This window comes from Kitasatospora sp. NPDC048365 (assembly GCF_043200835.1).
Classification (GTDB): Bacteria; Actinomycetota; Actinomycetes; order Streptomycetales; family Streptomycetaceae; genus Kitasatospora; species Kitasatospora terrestris.
Genome location: NZ_JBICYJ010000109.1, coordinates 1 through 1,337, shown reverse-complemented (window position 1 = coordinate 1,337; position 1,337 = coordinate 1). Strand labels below are relative to the sequence as shown.

2 protein-coding genes and 1 pseudogene are annotated in these 1,337 nt (G+C 66.3%); 1 reads left to right on the top strand and 2 read right to left on the bottom strand.

The features are described from left to right. Positions 1-128 precede the first annotated feature (128 nt). Positions 129-560 (top strand): hypothetical protein, encoded by a 432-nt coding sequence (locus ACGFX4_RS41340; protein ID WP_393086394.1) that lies wholly within the window; start codon positions 129-131, stop codon positions 558-560. Between the two features lie 31 nt (positions 561-591). Here ACGFX4_RS41340 and ACGFX4_RS41335 read toward each other — a convergent pair. Then, positions 592-1,126 (bottom strand): annotated as a pseudogene (locus ACGFX4_RS41335) (transposase). Next, positions 1,123-1,337, bottom strand: a 215-nt coding sequence (locus ACGFX4_RS41330) for a winged helix-turn-helix domain-containing protein (RefSeq protein ID WP_393086392.1), incomplete at its 5' end; no start/stop codon positions are given. The gene ACGFX4_RS41330 and the pseudogene ACGFX4_RS41335, both read right to left, overlap by 4 nt.

Here is a 1,337-nt window from a genome sequence, read left to right as displayed (position 1 = left end):
CTGAAGATGAACTCGTGGTGTCGGCCCAAGCAGCCGCTCCTTGAGGTCGCACCGGAGAGCGCGCTCGTGGTGCCCGCACCTCTGGAACTCGCTTGCGACAACCACAGGATGTGCGCTGATACTGCCGCATGAGCAGAAACGCTGAGGTCATCGTGCTCGCACACTTCGCGGACGAGGTCATGAAGCCACTGACCCAGCCGGGCAACGGCATGTGGGATGGCACTTTCGCCCCGCTCGGCGGGAGCATCTACGGGTGGTTCGTCGAGTTCGACCACGTGAGGCCGCGAACTGGCCTGCTGAAGTTCCTGGAGACCCTGCCATGGCCCAATCCGGAGAGCGTGCAGGTGCTGATGCACGATGAGGAAGACGACTGCTTCGGACTATGGATGATGCGGGACGGCGTCCTGGCCGAGGTGCCGCTTCCTGGCCATAGGCGCCTCCATCCCCCGGCGCCGGCCTCCGACGAGTTCCCGCCCGACCCGGGTCTGCTGTGGCGGACAGAGAAGGCCATCCCATCCGGATACTCCACGCTGCGCCAGGAGCAACGTCCCGCCTGGTAGGACTCGCCAAGGTGGGGACGCCAGTGCCGACTCAGATCAAATCGTTCATGTCCAGACCGGCCTGGGCGAGGCAGCCATCGATCAAGTGTGGGCGGTACTGGACCTTCTTGAGGCGGTTGCGGACGGCCTTGGCCAGGTGGTCAACGTTGGCGACGGCGAGGTTGCCGATTCCGCGTTTGACCAGGGACCAGATGCCCTCCTGCGGGTTGAGGTCGGGCGCCTAGGAGGGCAGCTGGAAGACCGTCAGCCAGTCCTCGTTCGCGGCGATGAATTCCTTCATCGGCGGCATCAGGTGCGTGGACAGGTTGTCCCAGACCAGCACGATCGGCCCGCCGAGCTGGAGGCGGGGCCCTCAGGATCAGGTCACGGTAGTCCTGCCAGGTGAACGCTTTGCGTTCGCCCTTGCGGCCTCGGTGGACGCGGAAGCCGTAGATCAAGCGGGAGCGATGACCTGCCTTGTAACAGGCCATCCCCGCTATCGACACCCGCCCGGAGCCTCTGCCGCGGACGCGGACGACCGGCATGCAGCCCACGCGGCCCCAGGTCCTGGCGCGCGGCGGTCTCATGGTCTGCCCGGCTTCGTCCTCGAAGACCAGCCAGGCTCCCCGAGCCGCCGCGGCACTTTTACCCGGGGCCAGACCTCCTTCTTCCACAGCTCGACAGCCCGGTCATCGCGCTCGATGGCCCTACGAGCCGGCTGCTGCCACGACCAGCCGTGGCGCTTGAGCAGAGCCCAGGTCCCCTCCACGGTGTAGCTGACGTGGAACAGCCGGCCGA